This is a genomic window from Cellulomonas sp. IC4_254 (assembly GCF_011603975.1).
Lineage (GTDB): Bacteria > Actinomycetota > Actinomycetes > Actinomycetales > Cellulomonadaceae > Cellulomonas.
This window is the reverse complement of the sequence record NZ_JAANNB010000067.1, coordinates 1-17307: the sequence shown is the minus strand read 5'-3', so window position 1 is coordinate 17307 and position 17307 is coordinate 1. Positions and strand designations below refer to the sequence as shown.

The window sequence follows — 17307 nt, the reverse complement described above, 5'->3', positions numbered from 1 at the left end:
GGCGGGCGCGGGCGTGGGGGTCGACGGCGTCACGGGTCCATCTTCCCGGTTCGCGCCGCGGACGCACCCCCGCCACGCGCGACGGCGGGACCTTCCGCGGCCCGTTCCCGGGGGCCGGGCCGGTACGCTCGACCGTTGCGACCGCACGTGTCCCGCGCGCCGGGTCGCCACCCCGCACCGACACCGCCGCACGCACCGCAAGGAGCACCCGCATGGCCGACGACGCCCGCCTCGACGACCCGACCACCGACCCGCTGGCCGTCGCGGCCGACGCCGCCGCGTACCTCGCGGAGGCGACCGGGGTCGAGAAGCACGACGTCGCGCTGGTGCTCGGCTCCGGCTGGGGCGGCGCGGCCGACCTGCTCGGCGAGACCGTCGCCGAGATCGCCGCGCCCGACGTCCCGGGCTTCGCCGCGCCGGCCGTCGTCGGCCACGTCGGCACCATCCGGTCCGTCCGGATCGCCGCGACCGGCAAGCACGCGCTCGTGCTCGGGTCCCGCACCCACCTCTACGAGGGCAAGGGCGTGCGCCGCGTCGTGCACGGCGTCCGCACCGCCGCGGCCGCCGGCTGCTCGACCGTCGTGCTCACCAACGGCTGCGGCGGCCTGAACCCGGCGTGGGGCCCCGGCACCCCGGTGCTGATCCGGGACCACATCAACCTGACGACCGTGTCCCCGCTGGAGGGCGCCACGTTCGTCGACCTCACCGACCTGTACGCCGGCCGGCTCCGCGACGTGGCCCGCGAGGTCGACCCGTCGCTGGACGAGGGCGTCTACGTCCAGTTCCGCGGCCCGCACTACGAGACCCCGGCCGAGGTGAAGATGGCCGGGATCATGGGCGGGGACCTCGTCGGCATGTCCACGACCATCGAGGCCATCGCGGCCCGGCACGTCGGCATGGAGGTGCTCGGCATCTCCCTGGTGACCAACCTGGCGGCGGGCGTCGGCGACGAGCCGCTGTCCCACGCCGAGGTCCTCGAGGCCGGCGCCGCGGCGGGCCCGCGGATCAGCCGGCTGCTGGCGGACATCGTCGGCCGCATCTGATCGACGCGCCGCGCCGCCCGGGCTCCCGTGGCGGCGCGGCGCGCACCACCAGCGCGGCCCGAGGGCCGCGCAGCAGGCAGCGAAGTCGGGGCGTGGCGCCCCGGGGAGGACGGCAGACGGATGACCGAGCGCACCGAGACCGGGGCCGACGCGATCGAGCGGGGCGACGCCTGGGCCGACCTCGCGGGACGGGTCCGCGCGTGGATCGCCGACGACCCCGACCCGCGCACGGCCGCGGAGCTGACCGCGCTGCTCGACCGCGCCGAGGCCGGCGAGCCGTCCGTCCCGGGCGGCGCCTCCCCCGAGGAGCAGCAGGCGGCCACCGACGTCCGCGACGCGCGCGAGGACCTCGCCGACCGGTTCCAGGGCCTGCTCCAGTTCGGCACCGCCGGCCTGCGCGGCGCCGTCGAGGGCGGCCCGCACCGGATGAACCGCGCGGTCGTCATCCGGGCCGCGTCCGGCCTCGGCGCGTACCTGCTGGGCGAGCTCGAGGGCGTCTCCCCCGCGCCCAAGGTCGTCGTGGGGCACGACGCCCGGCACGGCTCCGTCGACTTCGCGCGCGACACCGCCGCCGTGCTGACCGCCGTCGGCATCGAGGTCGTCATGCTGCCGCCGTACCTGCCGACGCCGGTCCTGGCCTTCGCCGTCCGGCACCTCGGCGCCGATGCCGGCGTCATGGTCACCGCGAGCCACAACCCGCCCAAGGACAACGGCTACAAGGTCTACCTCGGCGGCCGCGTCGTCACCGACTCCGGCCAGGGCGCCCAGATCGTCCCGCCGATGGACGGCGCCATCGCCGCCGAGATCGGCCGCGTCCCGTCCGTCGCCGCCGTCCCGCGCGCCGCGGACGGCTGGTCGACCGTCGGCCCCGAGATCGTCGACGCCTACGTCGCCGAGGTCCTCGGCCTCGCCGACCTGTCCGACGAGGCCCGCGCCCGGCACGCCGCCCTGCGCGTGGTGCTCACCCCGATGCACGGCGTCGGCGGCGGCACCGCCCGCCGGGTGCTCGCCGAGGCGGGCTTCACCGACGTGCACGTCGTCGCGCTCCAGGCCGAGCCCGACCCCGACTTCCCGACCGTGGCGTTCCCGAACCCCGAGGAGCCCGGCGCGATCGACCTGGCCGTGGCGCTCGCCGCCGAGGTGCAGGCCGACCTGGTCATCGCCCTCGATCCCGACGCCGACCGCTGCGGCGCCGCCGTGATCGACCCCCGGATGCGGACGCACATGAGCGCCGGCGCCGCGGGCTCCGACGGCTGGCGGATGCTGCACGGCGACGAGACCGGCGCGCTGCTCGGCAGCGTGGCCGCCTCCCGGCTAGGCACGACGGGCGCGCCGGTGGCGGCCGACGCCCCCGTGCTCGCGAACTCCATCGTGTCGTCCCGGCTGCTCGGCCGGATCGCCGCGCACGCCGGCCTCCGGCACGCCCAGACGCTCACGGGCTTCAAGTGGATCTCCCGCGTCGAGGGCCTCGTGTACGGCTACGAGGAGGCGCTCGGCTACTGCGTCGACCCGGCGCACGTGCGCGACAAGGACGGCATCTCCGCCGCCCTGACCCTCGCCGGCCTGGCCGCGCGCCTCAAGGCCGAGGGCCGCGCCCCCGTCGACGTCCTGGACGACCTGGCCCGGCAGCACGGCCTGCACCTCACCGACCAGCTCTCGGCGCGGTTCACCGACCTGTCCCAGATCCCCGAGACCATGCAGCGGCTGCGCGAGCACCCGCCGGTCGTCCTCGCGGGCTCGCCGGTCCTGACCGTCGTCGACCTGGCCGCCGGCTCGGACGCCGACCGCGACGGCCTGCCGCCCACCGACGGCATCCGGCTGCTCACCCAGGACGACACCCGCGTGATCGTGCGGCCGTCCGGCACCGAGCCCAAGGTGAAGTGCTACCTCGAGGTCGTCGTGCCGGTCGAGGAGCACGCGTCGGACGCGTCGGTCGGCCAGGCGCGGGTCGCCGCGCGGGCGCGGCTGGACGCGGTGCGCGCGGACGTGGCGGCGGCGCTGGGGCTGGTCTAAGTGCCAAAACACGAAAACAGAACCGCATGAACTGGATTTGGCAGCTCGGGACCGAGTCGGCCTGGGAGCGCGCCGATTGGCTCTCCTTCGCCCAACTTGTGTTCACCGCGCTTGGATTTGGGCTAGCATGGATTCAGCTCAGGCGGAGCGCAAATGCGGCGGAAGAGTCGAAGCGCCTTCTAGAGCAGATGCAGAGTCGTGCAATTGCGAATGATCTGCTCTTGATGCTTCCGAACCTGCATAAACTTGAAGACGAACTTGACGCAGCGGTCAAGTCTGGCGACGCTGATGCCGCCGAGCGCGCGCTCGTTAGCTATAGTCGTCTCGCGAGTGAAGTTGCTGAGATGTTGCGAGGCAAGATGCAACCAGACGATGTCGCTCTTGCAGATCTACTCGTACAATCTGTTGCAGCAGCCCGGCGAGCGAAGACTGAGTTGACTCAGGGACCAAAGCGTCCCCTTGTTGAGATCGTAAAAATCTCGCGAGTCAAGATCGGAAAGGCGTCAGTCTCGGTGAGCGCGGCTGTCGCACGAATCCAGCGGGAGATCAATGATCATGAGTAGCATCGACGTCGACGACGCGCTTGCCATCGTAATCCGACTCCGCCAGCGAACGACGTCGAGAAATCTGGAGTGGGAGCCGTGGTCGGGTGGTGACGAGTACACCGCGTCGAGCGGCAAATACACGTACTATCTGGCTTCTCGCGACGAGGATGACGAGCCCCCTTATCGACTAGAACTATGGGCTTCCAAGGACAGCTCGTCTGAACGCCGCATGAAGGTTACCGAGATCGCGACCGGATACTCGGACGTCCTCAACGACGCACTCGGCCAGCTGTACACGAGCGTCAAGTTGGCAATTCTAGGCATTGATGACATCAAGAACGACGTACTGCGCGATCTGGGCTGAGTCCGCGATCTGATTGTCGACTGTTCTCTGGATCTCGAATCACGACCGACCGCCCGTCCCCCTGCCGGGGTGACGGGCCGTCGGTCGTGCGGGGCGCGGGCGCGCCGGGGACTCAGTACCCGCCGTCCGCCTCGAAGCCGCCGAGCACCGCGGCGGTGCCGGACAGGCCGAGCCGGGTCGCGCCGGCCTCGATCATCGCCAGGGCGTCGGCCGTGGTGCGGATGCCGCCCGAGGCCTTGATGCCGAGGCGGCCGCCGACGGTCGCGTTCATGATCTCGACGGCGTGCACGGAGGCGCCGCCGGCGGGGTGGAAGCCGGTCGAGGTCTTCACGAAGTCGGCGCCCGCGGCCTCGGCGGCCCGGCAGACCTCGACGATCTCGTGGTCGGTCAGCGCGGCGGACTCGATGATGACCTTGAGCACGACCGGCGCCGGGGTGGCGGCGCGGACGGCGGCGATGTCGGCCTGGACGTCGGCGAACCGGCCCTCCTTGGCGGCGCCGACGTCGATCACCATGTCGACCTCGTCCGCGCCGTCGGCGACGGAGCGGGCGGCCTCGGCGGCCTTGACGTCGCTGTGGTGCTTGCCCGACGGGAAGCCGCAGACGGTGGCGATCTTGAGGCCCTGGGCGTCCAGCGGCAGGAACGACGGCGAGACGCACACGGAGTAGACGCCGAGGGAGGCGCCCTCCGTGACGAGCGCCTCGACGTCCGCGCGGGTCGCCTCGGGCTTGAGCAGCGTGTGGTCGACGAACTGCGCCAGCGCGGCGGCGTCGAGGGACTGGGTCATGCGCGGTGCCTTCCTGTTCCGGTCGGTGCGTGACCGGGCGCGATGACCCGGTCGATGAGGTCCTGGCGCTCGTCGGCGTGCACGAACGCGTGGCGGGCGGCGGTCAGGGTGACCGTCCGCACGTCGTCGAGGGTCCAGCCCGCCTCGGTGACGAGCAGGTGCAGCTCGCGGCTGAGGCCGGTGCGGGACTGCAGGCGGTTGTCGGTGTTCACGGTGACGGCGAACCCGAGGCGCAGCAGCTGGGTGACGGGGTGCTCGGCGATCGAAGCGGCGGCGCCGGTCTGCAGGTTCGACGTCGGGCACACCTCGAGGGCGATGCCGCGGTCCCGGGCCCAGTGCGCGAGCCGGCCGAGCACGGGGGCGCCGTCGTCGCCGGTCCGGATGTCGTCGACCAGCCGCACGCCGTGGCCCAGGCGGAGGGCGCCGACGTCGACGGCCTCGTCCATCGAGTCGCGGCCCGCGGCCTCGCCGGCGTGCACGGTGACGGGGAACCGGGCGGTGCGGAGCTGCGCGAACGCGGCGCCCAGGGCGCTGGCCGGGAAGCCCGCCTCGGGCCCGGCGATGTCGAAGCCGACGACGCCGCGGTCCCGGTTCGCGAGGGCGAGCGCGGCGATCTCGTCGGCGCGGTCGGACTGGCGCATGGCGCACAGCAGCAGGCGGGCGCGGATCGGGCGGCCCTGCTCGGCGGCCGCGGCCTCACCCTCGGCGAGCCCCTCCAGCACCGCGTCGACGGCCTGCTGCAGCGACAGCCCGCCCTCCTGGTGCAGCTCGGGGGCGAACCGCTCCTCGACGTACACGACGCCGTCGGCTGCGAGGTCGAGCACCGCCTCCCGGGCGACGCGACGCAGCGCCTTGGGCCGCTGCATGACGGCCAGGGTGTGGCTGAACGTCGCGATGTAGGCCTCGAGGCTGCCGCTGTCCGCGGCGTCCCGGAACCAGGCCGCCAGCGCGTCCGGGTCGGTGGTCGGCAGCGGGTGGCCGGCCTTCTCCGCGAGCTCGACGACGGTCTGCGCGCGCACGCCCCCGTCGAGGTGGTCGTGCAGGAGGACCTTGGGCAGCGCGACGATCTGCTCGAAGGTCACGGTCATGCGCCCACCGTAGTGGCCGGGCGCCCGGAACCCCGCATCGGGATCCGGGCGCCCGGGTGGTCCTGCGCGGCGCGCGACCGCGGCTCAGGGGTAGTCGTCCCGCTCGTCCTCGGGGACGGCGGTCTTCTGCTCGGCGACGTCGCCCGGGTCGGCCTCGCCGGCCAGGTCGGGCCGCGGGTCGTCCGGCTCGTAGGCGCCGTCGCGCGCGTCGGTGTCGTCGTCGGGCGTGACCTCCGGCAGGTCGGTCAGCGCGGGCTCGACGAGCCCGGCGTCGCGCCAGGTCCGGTCGCCGGGAACGGTGCTCATGTCCACTCCTGTCGTCGGCGGCGGAGTACTCCCCCATCGTGACCCGGACGCGCGCGACCCGCCAGACCGGTCGCATCGCCGCGCGCGAACGCAGTCGCCGGACCGTCGGAAACCGTGGAGTTGCGCAACCCCGGCGGAACGAGCGAGGCGTCAGAGCGGGCGGGTCGGGAGCAGCGCCCAGGCCAGGTGGGTCCAGTGCCCGAGGGCCGGCACCGGGCCCGACGGCGCGCGCAGCGCCGCGCGCGGCAGCGGGAGCACCGCCCCGGCGCCCGGCTCGTAGACCCGGTAGTCGTCGCCCGCGCGCCCGACCGCGAGCACCACGTGCCGCGGGACCGCCGCGCCGAGCCCGCCGGACAGGTCGCCGCCCGAGTACAGCGGCACCGGCACCCCCCGGTCGAGCGCGGCGTCCACGCGCGCCAGCAGGTCGTCGACCTCGGCCGTCCGGGTGTCGTCGACGAGCACCGACCGGTACCGCACCCCCGGGAACCGGGCCAGGCGCGCGGCACCCCACGGCGGCGTGCCGAGGGAACGCGGCCACGGCAGCACGCCGGCGAGCGCCCGTGCGGTGCTCCGCCGGTGCAGCGCGGCCTGCAGCAGCCCCCAGCGCGCCGCGGCGGCCTGCTCGCCGGTGGCGGACGCGTGCACGACGCGGCCGTCGGGGGTCCGGAACCACGTCGGGGCGTCGGGGTGGTGCGGGTCGGCGGGCTCCGGCAGGTCGAGACCGGCGAGCTCGGGCGGTCGACCGCCCTCGGGCAGCCGCCCGGACACCAGCCAGAGGGCGAGGCGCGGGTCGCCCGCCGCGGCGAGCAGCCCGAGCACGGCCGCGCCGCAGGTGGTGCCGTCGACCTGGCGCGCGGCGGCGGTGCCCCAGCGGACGGTGCGGCCCGCGGGGACGTCGAGCGGGGCGAGCACCTGCGCCCGCCGCCGGGCGTCCAGGCCGTCGAGGGCGCCGTCCGGCAGCGCGGCCCGGGCGCCGGCCGCGGCGACGGTCGTGGCGTCGACGAGGGACGCGCCGCCCGCGCCCAGCGCCGGCGGCACCACCCGCCCGCGCACCGCCCGCAGCACCGTCGTCAGCTGCCCGCTGCGCCAACCCGATCGCGCGCTCACGCCCGCTCCCCTCGCTCGCCGAGCGTCCATTCTCGCTCCCACGTGTCCGCACGCCCCGCCGAGCGGGCAAGAGATGTCCCCTTCGCGCCCTGGGAAGGGACATCTACTGCCCGCTCGGCAACGGAAGGATCGGGGGGCGGGGACGCGCGAGGCCCCGCAGCGCGCGGTGCGCTGCGGGGCCTCGGCCGGGTCGCGGACCCGGGGCTCGCTCAGGACGCGGCGATGCGGTCCAGGATCAGCGGCGTGGCGGCCGGGGCCTCGGCGGCGACGTCGAAGCCGCCCTCCAGGGCCTCATTCGCGCGCTCGAACCGCTCCGGGGTGTCCGTGTGCAGCGTCAGCAGCGGCTGGCCCGCGCGCACGGCGTCGCCCGGCTTGGCGTGCAGCTCCACGCCGGCACCGGCCTGCACCGGGTCCTCCTTGCGGGCGCGGCCGGCGCCGAGGCGCCACGCCGCGATGCCCACCGCGTACGCGTCGAGCCGGGTGAGCACGCCGTCGGCCGGGGCCAGCACCTGCTCGGTGTGCCGCGCGACCGGCAGCGTCGCGTCGGCGTCGCCGCCCTGCGCCTCGATCATCCGGCGCCACACGTCCATCGCGCGGCCGTCCGCCAGCGCCGCCCGCACGTCCTCCCCGGGGCGACCGGCGGCGGCGAGCATCTCCTCGGCCAGCGCGACGGTGAGGTCGACGACGTCGGACGGACCGCCGCCGGCGAGCACCTCGAGCGACTCCCGGACCTCGAGCGCGTTGCCCGCGGTGAGGCCGAGCGGCGTCGACATGTCGGTGAGCAGCGCGACGGTGTTGACGCCCGCGTCGGTGCCGAGGTCGACCATGGTGCGCGCGAGCTCGCGGGCGCGGTCCAGGTCCTTCATGAACGCCCCGGAGCCGACCTTGACGTCCAGCACCAGCGCGCCGGTGCCCTCGGCGATCTTCTTGCTCATGATCGACGACGCGATCAGCGGGATCGCCTCGACGGTGCCGGTGACGTCGCGCAGCGCGTAGAGCTTGCGGTCGGCGGGCGCCAGGCCGGAGCCGGCCTGGCAGATCACGGCGCCGGGGCCGTCGAGCTGCGCCATCATCTCGTCGTTCGACAGCGCCGCGCGCCAGCCCGGGATGGACTCGAGCTTGTCGAGGGTGCCGCCGGTGTGGCCGAGGCCGCGACCGGACAGCTGCGGCACCGCGACGTCGAACACGGCCACGAGGGGCGCGAGCGGCAGCGTGATCTTGTCGCCGACGCCGCCGGTCGAGTGCTTGTCCGCGGTGGGCCGGCGCAGGCCGGAGAAGTCCATCCGCTCGCCGGAGGCGATCATCGCGGCGGTCCACCGGGAGATCTCCGCGCGGTCCATGCCGTTGAGCAGGATCGCCATGTTGAGGGCGGACATCTGCTCCTCGGCGACCACGCCGCGGGTGTACGCGTCGATGACCCAGTCGATCTGGGCGTCCGTCAGGCGGTGACCGTCGCGCTTGGCGACGATCACGTCGACGGCGTCGAACTTCTCGGTGCTCGGGGTGGTGCTCACGACGACTTCCTCTCGACCAGGTCGGCCGGCCCGAACGCGTCGGGCAGCACCTCGGTCATCGGCTTGATCCCGCTCACCGTGTCGACGAGCAGGTCGGGTCCCCCGTGCTCCCACAGGAGCTGGCGGCAGCGGCCGCACGGCATCAGGGCGTTCCCGTGGGCGTCCACGCAGGCGAACGCCACCAGGCGCCCGCCGCCGGACACGTGCAGGCCGGACACCAGCGCGCACTCGGCGCACAGGGTCAGGCCGTAGGACGCGTTCTCGACGTTGCAGCCGACGACCACGCGGCCGTCGTCCACGAGCGCCGCGACGCCGACGGGGAACTTTGAGTACGGGACGTACGCGCGGTGCATGACCTCGGTGGCCGCGGCACGCAGGGCGTCCCAGTCGATCTCGGGCCGCTCCGGCATCTCAGGCACGGCAGGTCTCCTCTTCTCCCCGGCGGTGCGGGGCGTCTCACGGCACCTGCTCGGACGCTCCCGAGTGTGCCCGTGAAGCACGACCGCCGCCGCCCTGCGCGGGCGACGGCGGTCGTGACGTGCTCACTTCACGTAGGCGATGCCCTCCGCGGCGGGCGCGCGCACGCGTCCGACGAGGCCGGCGACGGCGAAGATCGTCACCACGTACGGGGTCATCAGCATGATCTGGCTCGGGATCGGCGTGCCGATGATGCCGAGCACCACCTGCAGGTTGTCGGCGAACCCGAACAGCAGGGCCGCGGCGAGCGCGCCCTTCGGGCTCCACCGGCCGAGGATCATCGCGGCGAGGGCGATGAAGCCCTTCCCGCCGGTCATCTCCTTGCCGAACGCCAGGCCGTTCGCGACCGTGAAGAACGCGCCGCCGAGGCCGGCGATGGCGCCGCCCAGCAGCGTGTTCCACACGCGGGTGCGGTTGACCTTGATGCCGACGGTGTCGGCGGCCTTCGGGTGCTCACCCACCGCGCGCATCCGCAGGCCCCAGCGGCTGCGGAACACCAGCACCTGCAGCACGATCACCACGACGTACATGAGGTAGACGAGGATCGTCTGCCGGAACAGCACCGGGCCGATGACCGGGATGTCGGCGAGCCCGGGGATGGGCAGCGTCGGCAGGCGCGGCGGCGTGTTCAGCGTGCCGGCGTTCTCCTTGAGCACGGTGGAGAACAGGTAGCTGGTGATGCCGACGACCAGCACGTTGAGCACGACGCCGACGATGATCTGGTCGACCACGTACTTGATCGCGAACGCGACCAGCAGGGCCGACACCAGGGCGCCGGCGATCGGCGCGGCGATCAGGCCGGCGTACGCGCTGGACGTGATGGTCGCGACCACCGCGGCGAGGAACGCGCCGGCCAGCAGCTGGCCCTCGATCGCGATGTTGATGATGCCCGACCGCTCGCTCACCAGGCCGGCGAGGGCGCCGAACACGAGCGGCACCGCGAGGAACAGCGAGCCCTGCAGCAGGCTGGTGAGCGGCAGCGGCTGCGCCTTGCCCGCGACGGCCCAGGTGAGGAGCGCGAAGACCAGCACCACCGCGTACACGGCGGGGAGCCACACGCCGACCTTGCGGCGGGTGCGCGTGGCCTGGAACGACCACGCGGCCAGGCCGAGGGCGATCAGGCAGAGCACGATCGCCGTCGGCTTGGACGGCACGGTGAACTCGATGTTCTCCCCCGGCGCGAACATCGTGAACGACGTCTCGCGGCCGGAGGCGGGCAGGATCCCGAACAGCAGCAGCGCGACCGCGGCGACCGCGCCGTACGCGATCGGCGCCTTGTACGAGATCGGCGGCAGCGGCTTGCCCGCCGCGGCGCGCGCGGGGGCGGGGGCGGCGACGGCGCTCACGCGGCGGCCTCCTTGACGACGGGCGCGGCGAGCTCGGCCGGCTGGGCGCCGGGACCGCGGGGGGACGGGAGGCGGAACACCGCGCGCACCAGCGGGGGCGCCGCGATGAACAGCACGACGAGGGACTGCACGACCAGCACGATGTCGATCGGCGTGCCGGTGCGGGACTGCATCGCGAAGCCGCCCGCGCGCAGCGCGCCGAACAGCAGGCCGGCGAAGAACGTGCCGAGCGGCTTGGACCGGCCGAGCAGCGCGACGGTGATCGCGTCGAACCCGAAGGACGCCGCGATGCCGGCGGTGAGCACCTTCTCCGTGCCGAGCACCTGCGCGGTGCCGGCCATGCCGGCGAGACCGCCGGCGACCAGCATGACCAGCAGGTACATGCGGTTGACGTTGATGCCCGCCGTGCGCGCGGCGCTCGGGTTGGACCCGACGGCGCGGAACGCGAACCCGACCGTCGACCGGTTCATCAGCCACCAGACGAACACGGCGGCGAGGATCGCCACCACGAAGCCGAGGTGCAGCCGGAACTGCGGCCCGAGCAGCTGCGGGTACAGCGCGTTCTCCGCGATGGGCGGGGACACCGGGTTGTTGCTGTCGCCCCGCTTGAACGCGGACGTGGTGAGCAGGTAGCCCACCAGGTAGATCGCGATGTTGTTGAGCATGATCGTGACGATGACCTCGTTGGCCCCGGTCCGGGCCTTGAGGTAGCCCGCGATGCCGGCCCACAGCCCGCCGCCGATCACGCCGCCGATCACGGCGAGCAGCAGGTGCAGCACCGGCGGGAGGTCCCACGCGAAGCCGATGTACCCGGCGAAGATCGCGCCGAGGATGATCTGGCCCTGCGCGCCGATGTTGAACATGCCGGCCCGGAAGCCGATGCCGAGCCCGAGACCCGCGAGGATCAGCGGCACGGCCCAGGTCATGGTCTCGGTGATGGGGCGGATCCCGCGGGCGAACGTCGCGGCGCCCGGGTCGAAGACCGCGCCCTGGAACAGGGCCACGTAGGCGCCCCAGACGGCGTCCCACGCCGCGGAGAAGAAGTCCGCCGGCCGCGCGAAGAAGTACCCGGCGGCGTCCTGCACGGCGCTGTCGGCGGCCGCGATCAGCACGCCGGAGATGACGAGCGCGAGCACCAGGGCCGCGAGCGTCACCAGCCAGCTGCTCTCCAGCATCTCGCGCAGCGCGCCCTGGGCGCGGGACTCGAGGCCGTCGTCGCGGCGCGCCGGCGCGGTGGACCCGGCCGGCGGCTGCTCGGGGGCGGGGGTCGCCTGGCTCACTTGCTCTCCTCCTCGGAGGCCTCGATGTCGGCCTCGCCGAGCACGGTGTGGTGGGTCGCCGCCTGCTGGACGGCCTCGGCCTGCGGGACGCCGGCCATCATGAGGCCGAGGACGTCGCGGTCGGTGCCCCCCGGGACGATGCCGACGATGCGGCCGCGGTACATGACGACGATCCGGTCGGCCAGCGCGAGCACCTCGTCGAGCTCGGTCGACACGATGATGACCGGCGTGCCGGTGTCCCGCTCCTGCACGATCCGCTGGTGCACGAACTCGATGGAGCCGACGTCGAGGCCGCGGGTGGGCTGGGACGCGATGAACAGCCGCAGGGGGCGGGACATCTCGCGTGCCAGGACGACCTTCTGCTGGTTGCCGCCGGACAGCGTCCCGGCGTGCGCGTCGACCGACGGGGTGCGGACGTCGAACTCCACCGTGCGGCGCTCGGCGTTCTCCTGCACCTTCCGGGGGTCCAGCGAGATGCCGCGGGCGAACGGCGCCCGGTCGTACAGGTCGAGGATGAGGTTCTCGGCGACCGAGAAGTCGGCGACGACGCCGTCCTCGGTGCGGTCCTCGGGCACGAAGCCCACGCCCGCGTCGAGCACCTGCTTGACGGTGCGGCCGACCAGCTCGGTGCCGTCGAGCACGACGGACCCGGCCACCGGCTGCTGCAGGCCGAGGATCACCTCGGTGAGCTCCGTCTGGCCGTTGCCCTGCACGCCGGCGACCGCGACGATCTCGCCGCGGGCCACGTCGAACGACACGTCGTCCACCTGGCGCACGCCCGCGTCGTCGAGGACGGACAGGTTGCGGACCTGCAGCGCCACCTCACCGGCCTGGGCGGGCGCGCGGTCCACGCCGAGGGACACCGACCGGCCGACCATGAGCGAGGCCAGCTCGGTCTCGGCGGAGTCGGGCCGGGCGCTGCCGACGACCTTGCCGCGGCGGATGACCGTGATCCGGTCCGCGACGGCGCGGACCTCACGGAGCTTGTGGGTGATGAAGACGATCGACGTGCCCGCGGCCTTGAGCTGCCGCATGATCGCGATGAGCTCGTCGGTCTCCTGCGGCGTCAGCACCGCGGTGGGCTCGTCGAGGATGAGGACCTTCGCGTCCCGGGACAGCGCCTTGATGATCTCGACGCGCTGCTGCGCGCCGACGGGGAGGTCCTCGACCATCGCGTCGGGGTCGACGTCGAACCCGAACCGGTCGGAGATCTCCTTGACGCGGCGGCGCGCGGCCGCGAGGTCGATCATGCCGCCGCCCTTCACCGGCTCGTAGCCGAGGACGACGTTCTCCGCGACGGTGAAGACCGGGACCAGCATGAAGTGCTGGTGCACCATGCCGATGCCGGCGGCCATCGCGTCGCCCGGGCCGGCGAACTCGACCGGGCGGTCGTCGACGAGGATCTCGCCGTCGTCCGGGTCGTAGAACCCGTACAGCACGTTCATGAGGGTGCTCTTGCCGGCACCGTTCTCGCCCAGCAGCGCGTGGATCTCGCCGGGCTCGACCACCAGGTCGATGTGGTCGTTCGCCACCAGCGCGCCGAAACGCTTGGTGATCCCCCGCAGCTCGAGCTTCACGTGGGAATGCTCCTTCGGTCGATCGTGTCGCTGCGCACACTAGGCCAAATCGGACGGCCGGAGACAGCCGCAGGTCCCGGGTGCGCGGGTGAACGCACCGGTGGCCCGGGCAGGCGTGCTGCCCGGGCCACCTCGGTGCTGGTGCGTCAGTTCTGGCTCGGGGACTCCACGACCAGGTCACCGGAGATGATCTGGGCCTTGAGCTCGTCGACGGCCGTCTTGACCTCGGCCGGGACCTTCTCGTCGAAGTCGTGGAACGGCGCGATGCCGATGCCCTCGTTCTCGAGGGTGCCGACGTACGGGTCGGAGGAGAAGTTGCCCTCCGAGGCCTCCTTGACCGTGTCGAACACGGCCTGGCCGATCTCCTTCATGACCGAGGTCAGGATGATCGAGGAGTAGTCGGGCGAGGTCTCGAACCAGTCGGCGTCGACGCCGACGATGGCGACGTCACCCGCCTCCTGCGCGGCGGCGGCGGCACCGAGGCCGACCGGGCCGGCGACCGGCATGATGACGTCCGCGCCCTGGTCGATGAAGCCCTTGGCCAGGTTCTGGCCGTTGGTCTGGTTCTCGAAGTCACCGGTGAAGGAGCCCGTCTGGGCCTCCTTGTCCCAGCCGAGGACCTTGACGTCCGCGCCGTTGTCCTCGTTGTACTTCGCGACGCCGTCGGCGAAGCCGTCCATGAAGATGGAGACCGACGGGAGCTGGATGCCGCCGAAGGTGGCGACGGTGCCCGTGGTCGAGGTGCCCGCGGCGACGTAGCCGGCGAGGTACGCGGCCTCCTGCGTGTTGAACAGCAGCGGCTTGGCGTTGTCCAGGGTCACCGGGTTGAAGTCGGCGTCGCTGAACGCGGAGTCGATGAGCGCGAACTCGATGTCGGGGTTCGCCTCGGCGGCGGCCTGGATCGGGTCCTCGAGCAGGAAGCCGACGCCGATGATCAGGTTGCAGTCCTGCTGGACCAGCGAGTCGATGTTCGGCGTGAAGTCGGTCTCGGCGGTCGACTCGACCTTGACCTCCTTGATGCCCAGCTCGTCCTTGGCGCGGTCGAGGCCCTCGGCGCCCGACTGGTTGAACGACTTGTCCTCGAAGCCGCCGGAGTCGGAGACCATGCAGGCCTTGAAGTCGGAGCCGCCGGTGTCGCCGCCACCGGCGGTGCTGTCGGACTCCTCCGGCGCGCTGCCGCAGGCGGCGAGGGCGAGCGCGACAGCCCCGGTGAGGGCGGCCGCACGGATGATCTTCTTCACGCGATGCTCCTGCTTCTCGTCGTCGACCGGTCCGCTGAGGCCTGCCCGGTCGTCGCGCGCGTCGTTGCGCGTGGGACGGGAGGGGTCGTCCGGTGTTCGCGGTGAACACTAGCCACGCGCAGGTGTCGGCTGTGTTACCGGACCCCTTCCGGGGCCGTTCGTTACTGACTTGGAACATTCGTCCGGCCGGACGGTCACCCGACCGGCTCAGCGCCGCTCCCCCGGGCGGCTCAGCCCCCGGGCGTGGCGCCCACGCGCAGCGCCGCGCGGGCCAGCAGCGCGGCGCCGGCGGCGATCGCCCGCTCGTCCACGACCAGGTCGCCCTGGTGGATGTCGTACGTCCGGCCGCCCGGGGTGCGGGTGCCCAGCCGGGCCATCGCGCCGGGCACGCGGGTCAGGTACCAGGCGAAGTCCTCGCCGCCGAGCGACTGCTCGGTGAGCTGCACGGCCTCCTCGCCCAGCACGTCGCGCGCCGCGGCCTCGAGGACCGCGACCGCGCGCTCGTCGTTCTCCACCGGCGGGACGCCCCGCTGGTGCCGGACCTCCACCTCGACGCCGTACGGCGCGACGACCTGCTCGACCGCGTCGTGCAGCACCTGGGACGCCTTCTCCCAGGCGCGCACGTCGAGGCAGCGCAGCGTGCCGCGCACCGACCCGGAGGCGGGGATCGCGTTGTGCGCCGAGCCCGACTGCACCGCGCCCCAGGTGAGGTTGACGCCGGACCGCGGGTCGAGCCGCCGGCCCAGCACCGCGGGCACCTGGGTGATGACCTGGCCGAGCGCGTACACCAGGTCCGCGGTCAGGTGCGGCCGGGAGGTGTGCCCGCCGGGGCCGGTGAGCACGACGGTGATCTCGTCGGACGCCGAGGTGATCGGGCCGATCCGGCTGCCGATCCGGCCGACGTCGACCTTCGGGTCGCAGTGCAGGGCGAAGATCCGGCCGATGCCGTCCAGCGCCCCGGCCTGCATCACGTCCAGCGCGCCGCCCGGCTGCACCTCCTCGGCGGGCTGGAACACCAGCCGGACGCCGGTCGGCAGCTCGCCGGCGGCGTGCAGCTCGGCCAGCACGAGGCCCGCGCCGAGCAGGGCCGTGGTGTGCACGTCGTGGCCGCAGGCGTGCGCGACGCCGTGCACGGTCGAGGCGTACGGCAGCCCGGTCGTCTCCTGGACGGGCAGCGCGTCGATGTCGGCGCGCAGCGCGATCCGGCGGCGGCCGGTCTCGACCGTGCTCGGGCCGATGTCGCAGGTGAGCCCGGTCCCGGGCAGCAGCCGCGGCGACAGCCCGGCGAGCCGGAGGCGGTCGGCGACCAGGTGGGTCGTGCGCTGCTCGGTGCGGCCGAGCTCGGGGTGCGCGTGGATGTCGCGCCGGATCTCCACCAGCTCGGGCTGCAGGGTGGCGACGAGCTGGTTGATCCGGGCGGGGTCGACGATCACCTCTCCGACACTAGCCGTCCGCGCAGGTCGCGGCAGGTCCGGGTCCGCGGCCGGGGTCGGCGGGGGCGGTCAGAGCAGGTCGTCGCGGCCTCGGTCGCGCCAGCCGTCGACCGCCTGCTTCACCGCCTGGGCGTGCGCCCGGGTGGTCACCAGGAGCGCGTCGGCGGTGTCGACCACCACGGCGTCCCGGACGCCCAGCACGGTGACCGTGCGACCCGCGCCCGGCACCACCACGGCGCCGGGGGCGTCGAGCCGCTGCACCAGGGCGTCGTCGCCGAGCGTGCGGCCGCCGTCGAACCCCGAGGGCAGCAGCGTCGCGAGCGAGTCGAAGTCGCCCACGTCGTCCCAGGTGAAGGAGCCCGGGACCACGGCGACCCCGCCCGCGGCCGCGACCGGCTCCGCGATGGCGTGGTCGATGGCGATCTTGGTCAGCCCGGGCCAGGTCTCCGCGAGCACGGCGTCCCGGCGCTCCGGGTCCTCCCACGCGGCGGCGATCGCGCGCAGGCCGGCGGCCAGCGGGGGCAGCTGCCGCGCGAGGTGGTCGAGCAGCACGCCCGCCCGCACGAGGAACATGCCGGCGTTCCACCAGTAGTCGCCGGTCGCGAGGTACCCGGCCGCGGTCTCGGCGTCCGGCTTCTCGGTGAACCCGGCCACGTGCCGCGCGCTCGGGGCACCCTCCGCGCCCAGCGGCTCCGCGGCCCGGATGTACCCGAACGCGGTCGACGGCTCGGTGGCCGTGATGCCGATGGTGACGACGTAGCCCGCGCGGGCGGCCGCGACGCCCTCGGTCACCGCGGCCCAGAAGCCGTCGAGGTCGTCGATGACGTGGTCCGCGGCGAACGAGCCGAGCACGACGTCGGGCCCGTGCCGCTCGGCGAGGATCGCGGCGGCGAGGCCGATGGCGGCCATCGAGTCGCGCGGCGACGGCTCGGCGACGACCTGGCCCGGGCCGAGCTCCGGCAGCTGGGCGGCCACGGCCTCCGCGTGCCGGACCCCCGTCACGACCAGCACGCCGTCGCGGCCGGTGAGCGGCAGCAGCCGGTCCACCGTCCCCTGCAGCAGCGTGCGGCCGGTGGCGGTCAGGTCGTGCAGGAACTTCGGCGAGCCCTGGCGGGACAGCGGCCAGAGCCGGGTGCCGGCGCCCCCGGCGGGGACGACGGCGTGGAAGCCGTCGACCGGACGGGGC

At 73.8% G+C, this 17307-nt stretch carries 16 protein-coding genes; 4 read left to right on the top strand and 12 right to left on the bottom strand.

Going from position 1 to position 17307, the window contains the following annotated elements; all coding sequences use genetic code 11:
- Nucleotides 1-212: 212 nt before the first annotated feature.
- From G6556_RS08695 to G6556_RS08680, 4 genes are all read left to right on the top strand, one after another.
- Complete coding sequence (locus G6556_RS08695; protein WP_166940423.1) at nt 213-1043, top strand: purine-nucleoside phosphorylase; 831 nt, start codon at nt 213-215, stop codon at nt 1041-1043.
- 120 nt (nt 1044-1163) lie between these two features.
- Entirely contained in the window at nt 1164-3056 is a 1893-nt protein-coding gene (locus G6556_RS08690) for a phospho-sugar mutase (RefSeq protein ID WP_166940421.1), read from the top strand.
- 26 nt (nt 3057-3082) lie between these two features.
- Nucleotides 3083-3619, top strand: coding sequence for a hypothetical protein (locus tag G6556_RS08685; RefSeq protein WP_166940419.1), 537 nt, complete (start codon nt 3083-3085; stop codon nt 3617-3619).
- A complete protein-coding gene (locus G6556_RS08680; RefSeq protein WP_166940417.1) occupies nt 3612-3965 on the top strand; it encodes a hypothetical protein in 354 nt (117 codons plus the stop codon). Before G6556_RS08685 ends, G6556_RS08680 begins: the two co-directional genes overlap by 8 nt.
- A gap of 112 nt (nt 3966-4077) precedes the next feature.
- Here G6556_RS08680 and deoC read toward each other — a convergent pair whose 3' ends face one another.
- The 12 genes from deoC to G6556_RS08620 form a co-directional block, all read right to left on the bottom strand.
- Complete coding sequence (gene deoC / locus G6556_RS08675) at nt 4078-4752, bottom strand: deoxyribose-phosphate aldolase (protein WP_166940415.1); 675 nt, start codon at nt 4750-4752, stop codon at nt 4078-4080.
- Entirely contained in the window at nt 4749-5840 is a 1092-nt protein-coding gene (locus tag G6556_RS08670; RefSeq protein ID WP_166940413.1) for an adenosine deaminase, read from the bottom strand. The genes deoC and G6556_RS08670 overlap by 4 nt, the downstream gene beginning before the upstream one ends.
- Nucleotides 5841-5924: 84 nt before the next feature.
- Entirely contained in the window at nt 5925-6146 is a 222-nt protein-coding gene (locus G6556_RS08665) for a hypothetical protein (protein WP_166940411.1), read from the bottom strand.
- Between the two features lie 150 nt (nt 6147-6296).
- Nucleotides 6297-7253: a hypothetical protein gene (locus G6556_RS08660; protein ID WP_166940409.1), complete on the bottom strand. Its 957-nt coding sequence runs from the start codon at nt 7251-7253 to the stop codon at nt 6297-6299.
- 209 nt (nt 7254-7462) lie between these two features.
- On the bottom strand, nt 7463-8767 hold the full coding sequence (locus tag G6556_RS08655) for a thymidine phosphorylase (RefSeq protein ID WP_166940407.1): 1305 nt from the start codon (nt 8765-8767) through the stop codon (nt 7463-7465).
- Complete coding sequence (locus G6556_RS08650; RefSeq protein ID WP_166940431.1) at nt 8764-9177, bottom strand: cytidine deaminase; 414 nt, start codon at nt 9175-9177, stop codon at nt 8764-8766. Before G6556_RS08650 ends, G6556_RS08655 begins: the two co-directional genes overlap by 4 nt.
- A gap of 132 nt (nt 9178-9309) precedes the next feature.
- Nucleotides 9310-10590 carry an ABC transporter permease gene (locus G6556_RS08645; protein WP_166940405.1) on the bottom strand — a complete coding sequence of 427 codons (1281 nt, stop codon included), beginning with the start codon at nt 10588-10590 and terminating at the stop codon, nt 9310-9312.
- Entirely contained in the window at nt 10587-11765 is a 1179-nt protein-coding gene (locus G6556_RS08640; RefSeq protein ID WP_166940429.1) for an ABC transporter permease, read from the bottom strand. The genes G6556_RS08645 and G6556_RS08640 overlap by 4 nt, the downstream gene beginning before the upstream one ends.
- 101 nt (nt 11766-11866) lie before the next feature.
- The gene (locus G6556_RS08635) at nt 11867-13447 is read right to left on the bottom strand and encodes an ABC transporter ATP-binding protein (protein ID WP_166940403.1); all 1581 of its coding nucleotides are present in this window, start codon (nt 13445-13447) and stop codon (nt 11867-11869) included.
- A gap of 146 nt (nt 13448-13593) precedes the next feature.
- Nucleotides 13594-14688 (bottom strand): BMP family ABC transporter substrate-binding protein, encoded by a 1095-nt coding sequence (locus G6556_RS08630; RefSeq protein ID WP_166940401.1) that lies wholly within the window; start codon nt 14686-14688, stop codon nt 13594-13596.
- Between the two features lie 230 nt (nt 14689-14918).
- The gene (locus G6556_RS08625; RefSeq protein WP_346774796.1) at nt 14919-16121 is read right to left on the bottom strand and encodes an amidohydrolase; all 1203 of its coding nucleotides are present in this window, start codon (nt 16119-16121) and stop codon (nt 14919-14921) included.
- Nucleotides 16122-16190: 69 nt separating this feature from the next.
- The coding region (locus G6556_RS08620) for a mannose-1-phosphate guanylyltransferase (protein ID WP_240934060.1) at nt 16191-17307 on the bottom strand (1117 nt) is incomplete at its 5' end.

Coding starts and splice junctions, on each gene's coding strand:
- deoC (WP_166940415.1), bottom strand. CDS start 4,752: ATGACCCAGTCCCTCGACGCCGCCGCGCTGGCGCAGTTCGTCGACCAC.
- G6556_RS08670 (WP_166940413.1), bottom strand. CDS start 5,840: ATGACCGTGACCTTCGAGCAGATCGTCGCGCTGCCCAAGGTCCTCCTG.
- G6556_RS08640 (WP_166940429.1), bottom strand. CDS start 11,765: ATGCTGGAGAGCAGCTGGCTGGTGACGCTCGCGGCCCTGGTGCTCGCG.
- G6556_RS08650 (WP_166940431.1), bottom strand. CDS start 9,177: ATGCCGGAGCGGCCCGAGATCGACTGGGACGCCCTGCGTGCCGCGGCC.
- G6556_RS08680 (WP_166940417.1), top strand. CDS start 3,612: ATGAGTAGCATCGACGTCGACGACGCGCTTGCCATCGTAATCCGACTC.
- G6556_RS08695 (WP_166940423.1), top strand. CDS start 213: ATGGCCGACGACGCCCGCCTCGACGACCCGACCACCGACCCGCTGGCC.
- G6556_RS08665 (WP_166940411.1), bottom strand. CDS start 6,146: ATGAGCACCGTTCCCGGCGACCGGACCTGGCGCGACGCCGGGCTCGTC.
- G6556_RS08685 (WP_166940419.1), top strand. CDS start 3,083: ATGAACTGGATTTGGCAGCTCGGGACCGAGTCGGCCTGGGAGCGCGCC.
- G6556_RS08690 (WP_166940421.1), top strand. CDS start 1,164: ATGACCGAGCGCACCGAGACCGGGGCCGACGCGATCGAGCGGGGCGAC.